General features: G+C 48.9%; 8 protein-coding genes and 1 pseudogene. 8 read left to right on the forward strand and 1 reads right to left on the reverse strand.

Going from position 1 to position 6393, the window contains the following annotated elements:
* Positions 1 to 192 precede the first annotated feature (192 nt).
* The 8 genes and pseudogenes from ACG74X_RS19055 to ACG74X_RS19090 form a co-directional block, all read left to right on the forward strand.
* Positions 193 to 414: pseudogene (locus ACG74X_RS19055) on the forward strand (HTH domain-containing protein); the annotation flags it as partial.
* Between the two features lie 198 nt (positions 415 to 612).
* Positions 613 to 1134 (forward strand): hypothetical protein, encoded by a 522-nt coding sequence (locus tag ACG74X_RS19060; RefSeq protein ID WP_411236909.1) that lies wholly within the window; start codon positions 613 to 615, stop codon positions 1132 to 1134.
* 257 nt (positions 1135 to 1391) lie between these two features.
* Positions 1392 to 2609 carry a hypothetical protein gene (locus ACG74X_RS19065; protein ID WP_411236891.1) on the forward strand — a complete coding sequence of 406 codons (1218 nt, stop codon included), beginning with the start codon at positions 1392 to 1394 and terminating at the stop codon, positions 2607 to 2609.
* 555 nt (positions 2610 to 3164) lie between these two features.
* Complete coding sequence (locus ACG74X_RS19070; protein WP_411236893.1) at positions 3165 to 3893, forward strand: hypothetical protein; 729 nt, start codon at positions 3165 to 3167, stop codon at positions 3891 to 3893.
* Positions 3890 to 4459: a hypothetical protein gene (locus tag ACG74X_RS19075; RefSeq protein WP_411236895.1), complete on the forward strand. Its 570-nt coding sequence runs from the start codon at positions 3890 to 3892 to the stop codon at positions 4457 to 4459. The genes ACG74X_RS19070 and ACG74X_RS19075 overlap by 4 nt, the downstream gene beginning before the upstream one ends.
* A gap of 139 nt (positions 4460 to 4598) precedes the next feature.
* The gene (locus ACG74X_RS19080; protein WP_411236897.1) at positions 4599 to 4880 is read left to right on the forward strand and encodes a type II toxin-antitoxin system RelE/ParE family toxin; all 282 of its coding nucleotides are present in this window, start codon (positions 4599 to 4601) and stop codon (positions 4878 to 4880) included.
* A gap of 12 nt (positions 4881 to 4892) precedes the next feature.
* Positions 4893 to 5183 (forward strand): HigA family addiction module antitoxin, encoded by a 291-nt coding sequence (locus ACG74X_RS19085; RefSeq protein ID WP_411236899.1) that lies wholly within the window; start codon positions 4893 to 4895, stop codon positions 5181 to 5183.
* Positions 5184 to 5911: 728 nt separating this feature from the next.
* Positions 5912 to 6310 carry a hypothetical protein gene (locus ACG74X_RS19090; protein WP_411236901.1) on the forward strand — a complete coding sequence of 133 codons (399 nt, stop codon included), beginning with the start codon at positions 5912 to 5914 and terminating at the stop codon, positions 6308 to 6310.
* Here the strand turns inward: ACG74X_RS19090 and ACG74X_RS19095 are convergent.
* Positions 6270 to 6393: transposase domain-containing protein (locus ACG74X_RS19095; RefSeq protein WP_411234979.1), on the reverse strand; the 124-nt coding region annotated here is incomplete at its 5' end. The two genes, ACG74X_RS19090 and ACG74X_RS19095, sit on opposite strands and share 41 nt — an antisense overlap.

The following is a 6393-nucleotide window of genomic DNA, read 5'->3' on the forward strand; positions in this document are numbered from 1 at the left end:
GCATGAGTCATTTGAAGGTCCAGTCGAACTGCAAATAGGGGCAAGAACTGAATGTGAAACGCATAGAATGATCCGAGGTGTCTTTGCCCACTGTTGCATGCTCACAGCGCATGTGACAGGCTTGGCTTGGCCGAAATCTTATGAACTATAGGGTCTCTGAGGGGACTAGCGCAGGCCCGACAGAGAGAAAAATTGGCTGACAGTTATTTAGACCTGGCTAGGAAAGTACTACTGGTTGAGCGTTGTCCGCTTTCAGCCAAGGATATCCTTGACAAGGCTCTTAGGTCAGGCGGATTACCCTCTCACCTATACGGGCGCACTCCGCACAAAACGCTTCAAGCTAGACTGAGCGAAGACATCCTTAGCCGACGTAGCAGGAGCCAGTTTTTTCGCACCGAAGCAGGTAAGTTCTTTCTCCGTGAATTCTTAGCCGATCCCAGAATTCCGACCGAGATGAAGACGGAATATCCAGCCCCACGAAGAAGTCTCCAGCTGGAAAACAGGAGTGTGTTGGCCGTATCCCGGAAGGGATGGACCACCAAATTTGATCGAAAAGCACTAGTAAGTGCGGAGACTTTTCGCAACAGGTTCGATAGTACTGAGCTTGAATACTTGAGCACTGAAGAACTCAAAGAGGAACCAGACTACCTACCAATAATGAGTTTCGTTCTGGTTCATCGTAATTTGTGCGTTTTATCCTACGTGATTGGAAGACTTAGAGCTGGTGGTGACTCGCTGAATCGCCCGCGAAGCATAGGCTTTGGTGGCTATGTTCTAGAAGACCATCGTGACATTACATACGATGCTTTCTTTGGAATACTGGAATCAGGGATAACCATTTTGGCTGATGGCGTTGGCATGCCTTTGGAAGTGGCAGAAAAAGCCCGTTATGAGGGCGAGCTGATTCCAAGAACCTGCGTCATTTCAAAAACTCACCTTGGAGAAGACGCGATTTTCGTCATTTCTGACTACGAATGTAACGGAGCTTTTGATCCCGGCAGGCCAAACTTGTCATTTACTGGACTAAAATGGTTGGAAAAAAGTAATATGCCGAATGATCTGTCAAATTTTGACCCTCTGTCATTTTCAATGCTTTGCAACACGAGAGATGAACGGTTGTCAGCGTTTCCATAGCAAGTATGCGTAGTTCCCGAATTCTTGAAAAAGCAGAGGCTGACCTTCTGGTCTATTTGCTTTCCCTGACTGGGCAACCAAGGACCGTTAAGTCCTCATTGCAAAGACTTTGCGAACTTCTCGAGCAAAGCGTCGTAATTCGAGAACCCACCAGATTTCGCAGCACTGTCTTAGGCCTACTTTGGCATGACGATGTCTTAGTGCGCAGGTGGGCAAGCAAAGCGATAACGCTACTTGGCCTGGGAACGGGGACAAGCGTGAATGTGCTGTACAGGTGCCTTGGTTCTGAGGCCAACTTCGAGAATCGAGCGTGGCTTATTTCAGCCGTCGGAAAGCTAGCAAGTCAGTCCAGCGTAAGGAATATCTGCGAAGCCGCGGGAATCGACTACTTAAAGGAGTACGAGCTGGCAGCCAGACTCTTCAGCGATCAAAGGTTTGAGAGCCTTGGAAGCAAGTTTATCGATATTGAGACCGATACAAACCACGCGCTCTTGTGGCTTTCGCTTTCTGAGGGCTACGAAAAGGCACCGGAAAATATAACTCACGCAAGTTTTGAGAATGTAGAAGTGGTTAGACAACTTAATGCACATCATGACCCAAAAGTTGCTGAGTACTCGGTCTGGTCGCTTTGGCAGCACCCCGATAGAACCGCCAAGGATCTGTTCATCGAAGAGCAAAAGTATTCTGAGCAACCGGAAGGAGTTCGGCGCTGGATATACCGTCTTCACGCTAAGAGTCCCCTAGAACTTCTGAAACGTACTGATTTTCTTCAGTCGTTTTACCAGGATTCCTCCAGAAATGCGCGAGAGGGACTGGCATTAGGTTTGAGAGGAGTTCAAGTCTGGACGGCGCAAAACGACATGGTCAAGTGGTTTACCAATGAGGAAGATGAAGTGATCTCGCATCTTCTTTATGAACACATGGCCCGGAATTGCGAAGGTGAAGAACGGTTTGAGGCTCTGGTGGTTTCAAAGTACAAAGAAGAGGCAAGTGATGGACCGTTTCGAAACCGGATGCTGGCTGCTGCATCTGGTACGCCGCTACTAAACAAGCTGCGTATTATTGACTTAGACGATAGCGCTTCCAAGTTAAGGTCCGACTTGGGAGAACCCACGAAGCAATTATTCTCAACTGGAGGAAGTCCCAAAATGGTAAATGTTTATGGCAACGTCGGCAACCTATCGCTCGGCGATCAGAAGATTAAGGCCGAAAAACTGGTGCAGGAGTTTTCCACATCTGGAATATCTGGTGAAACAATCGCAGAAATCCTCAGTGTAGCTGGCGAAAACCTCGACAAAACCGAGAGCGAAAGCCTCGCGAACGAGATGAACCAACTTGCGGAAAACTCAAATCAAGAGACCGCTGCCTCACTAAAAGACAGGCTGACCAAATTGGCCGGAACAGTCACAGCAGGAAGCAAGGCTGCTGCTGCAATTGACAAGTTCTTGGAGGTAGTGAACGGGATCGCAGGATAGTGTCAAAAGCGTGCTGCAAGATTTATTTGTCGGGAAGCATACGCAAAGGGGAGGAAGACGCACGATCTGATGACTATTTTTGGACAGACACAGATGTTGAAACACTGACCAGAAACGTTGACGCAGACGTTGAGATTCTAAATCCTGCCTTGACCAGGATAGATCGGCGCGACACCAGACTAAATTTTGGCTGCGACCTTTTTCTTGTTTCTATCAGTGACTTGATCATTGTTGACCTTCGGCGCAAGAAAGGAATCGGCGTTGGAGCGGAACTGATGCTCGCGGATCAACTAAAGATCCCAACATTTGGCATTTTAGGTCGATCTTCAGAATATCAACGAGACGTTCTCACTAACCTCTCTGGTCAAGACATAAGAGACTGGACTCACCCGTTCGCGGAGGGGCTATGTGACGAGTTGTTTGAAGGCATCAACGCTGCCTGCGGTAGGCTTAACAAACTCTTAGATGTCAGAGGAGTTTCAAGCGCATATAGTGAAAAATCTGAAGCCGCTATAAAGTACTTTCGGGACCTATCTCCCGAGATTGTGGAGCAATATGAGTAGCGGCGGGATTAGTAAGATTGACTTGGGTTGCGGGATTTCTCTTCTACAAGATGAAGCTGAGGTTGGCTCAGAAAGGACGTTTGTCTTCTTGGACAGACTTCTGCTGCCGTGTAGCCTCCCCGATCTATCAGTTGAACAAATCAAAGTAATAAACAGATATCGCGAAAGCATTATGGCGCATGATGAACTTGGAGATCGTGCGTTGAGTTCCAGAAAGATGTTTCGTCTGTTCATGGAAGCACTTGAGCCAGACCGGGTACTAGAGATCGGGGGAGGAAAGTTCCCTGTTTATTTCGAAGAGCGCGCAACTTCCTATTGTGGCGTTGATGTCGATGACGAAGCAATAAGTACGATGCATAGTTTAGGACTTATCGCACATGAGCCGTCGTCATTCGTTCGATTGAGCGGCAGCAAATATGCGTCGACTTTTGACATGGTCTTTGGGTCGTTCTCCTTTCATTTCAACTTGGACGAAACCTTTCTGCAAGCAGTACTTAGATCAATGAATCCGACTAACGGTCTGATAACATTTAATTTCATATCTCAAGATAGTGTGGACATGCTTGGGAAGCTGTCCTTCTTTTGTGCTAAGGGGCTTAACTTGAGGGTGCTAAAGGCTCCCAACTTTGCGACGCGCGAGTATTTAGCGATTGTATCTTCGAATACGAAGATATTGCGGCATCCGGTCTTTGACCAAGTCGAACAAGGAACCTTGGAATGAAGATTGGCTTTTCCGGTTTCTCTGCAAGCGGAAAAACTTCAGCCGCACATGAACTTGTCGCGAATATTAAGAAAAGATCAGTTACTTGCGCTTTCGTTTCAGGAGCGGCGAGATCAAGCAGGAAACTTACTTCAGGTGACCTCAGTCTCGACATGCATCTTGAAGTGATTGGCCGACAGCTCGTCAAGGAAACGAGCGTATCGAACGGAACAGAGTATGTTGTTTGCGACCGAACCATGCTCGATTACCTGGCTTACGGTGAGTGTCGAGGTTTGTGTGAATCGGAGCACAAAGAGCTGTTCCTATCGATGAAAGACTTCTGCAAACGCTGGATGCGAACTTACGATGTCATCTTTATCGTGGATGGATCTTTTGGAAACCGGGACTTGGATAATGCCAGGGTGGCAAACGATGTTGTGGAAAAAGACTTCATGCATAGTTTGAACAGGATGGTAGATGCCTTCGAAATCCGTGATCGGACTGTGCAGGTCACCCCCGCTGATTTGTCGAGCGAAGCTTGGGCTTGGGTTCAAGGAAGCTTGGACGGATTCGAAAATGCTCCCTGAATTAGGTTTGGGGACCAAGAAACGTTCGCCTCTCTGATGCCAAGCATCAGGTAGGACAATTGCCGGTTATCGATCTCGGGTAGGTACTGATTTTGTATCACAACTTGACACACGTATCATCTAATGATACGCATCATTCATGATCCAAAGCACCAAGGGCAAACTCGCCGCCAACGCTGTGAAGGGCAAGTACGGCAAAGGCTTCCCGGGTGACTTGGTGAAGCGCACTCGGGCGATGCTTTCAGCGCTGGATGCTGCGGTGGTTGTTGAGGATTTGCGGTTCCCGCCCGGCAACCACCTGGAAGAACTGAAAGGGGATCGGTCCGGGCAACACTCCGTGCGGATCAACGGGCAATGGCGCATCTGTTTTGTCTGGACGCCGAACGGCCCCGCCGATGTCGAGATTGTGGACTACCATTGAGAGGATACGCTGATGAGCTTGTTTGAAGACCCGATGCACCCCGGTGAAGTCCTGAAAGAGCTTTACCTCGATCCCTTGGAGATGGGGGCCATCGCGTTTGCGCGGCGTCTGGGCGTGCCTCGGACGCGGATCGAGCGGTTGATCAAGGGGACGACCGGGATCACTCCTGACACGGCGCTGCGCCTTGCCCGTGTGTTCAATACCACCCCGGCCTACTGGGTAAACTTGCAGACGAACTATGATATGGCACTGGCTACGAGAGAGATTGACGTGTCTGACATTGAACCTCTTGTTGCTGCCTAGCTAAGGTCGGTTGCGCAAAGGACCAAACCAACCAATTGTGCTGCATGAACCGTGATCAAGAGAGATAGTTCTCACCGAGGCCAGAACCGATAATGTACCGGCTCACAAGCCTGGAAACAACGCTGTCTTTAGTGGCGATGCGCCTCAGTGAAGTGTTCATTTTGCGTAGCCGCTGCATAAGTTTTCCACGCGTATGTGACCGACAGGATCAGACAGCAACAAGCCACGATCAAGTATCCAGATTTTCCTTTCTTGCAATGCGCGAAGACAAGAAAATAGCCTAGGGACATACCGAACAAAGCGGCAATATTAATGAGATTTACCATTCTGACTCCTCCGATGTGAGAATCAGAAATCCGAAATTCTGTGCTACCTTCGCAAAGCATCGGCAGAAATGTCGCATGACAATCGTTGCGACATCAGATGCGACATTGGGCGAATTTGGAGTGATTATGACCAGTAAAAGAGAAGTCAGGCCGACAATACGGGGCACGTTCGGACAAATGCTGAAGTATTTGATCGAAAATGACATCCACCCAACGGTCAGTGATGAACGCGATCCATGGACGCAAGATAGACTTGCTTCACGTCTAGGCCTCAAAGATAGGGCTCAAATTGGCCGGTAGGTTGGTGACAAACTGCTGCCGCCAAAGAATAGATTCGACCAATTGGTCGAGCTATTTTTCGGGAAGCCTGATCAGCACCCCCATGAGCTCAGAGAGCTATTTGTGAAAAAATATCGAAGAGCAGAAGAGTCACAGAGACGCTATGGAAATCCGGCGCTGTTTGCTCAATCGAGTACTTTGCTCTTCTGGAGCGCTTTAGAAGAAGCTTCCAATACCAACTTTGATTTGGACGCCTTCCCAATAAAGGCAAAAGATGTGACTGAGGCTATCTGGCTGCTCGAAAACAAGTTGCTGAACTGGGACGGAGGAAGAATTCGCCAAGCAGTGGTAGACGCTCGAGCACTTGTGTTCGACGCTAAGTATGGCGACCTGCAGAAGGACGATGATGAACGCCATAGCCTTGGTATCGATGCATGGACCGAAGAGTTTGAAACGCTACTCACCGTAAGCGGTGCGCCGGTCACACGGGCTTGGGATAGTTCCAGGGAAGCAACTTGTTGATGTCGTTTTGTTTGTGTCCGCCAGCGATGGCTGTCAGGACAGTGGACAGATAGCCATGGGGCTCGATCCCGTTGAGTTTACAG

This window comes from Marivita sp. S0852 (assembly GCF_046591575.1).
Taxonomy (GTDB): Bacteria; Pseudomonadota; Alphaproteobacteria; order Rhodobacterales; family Rhodobacteraceae; genus Marivita.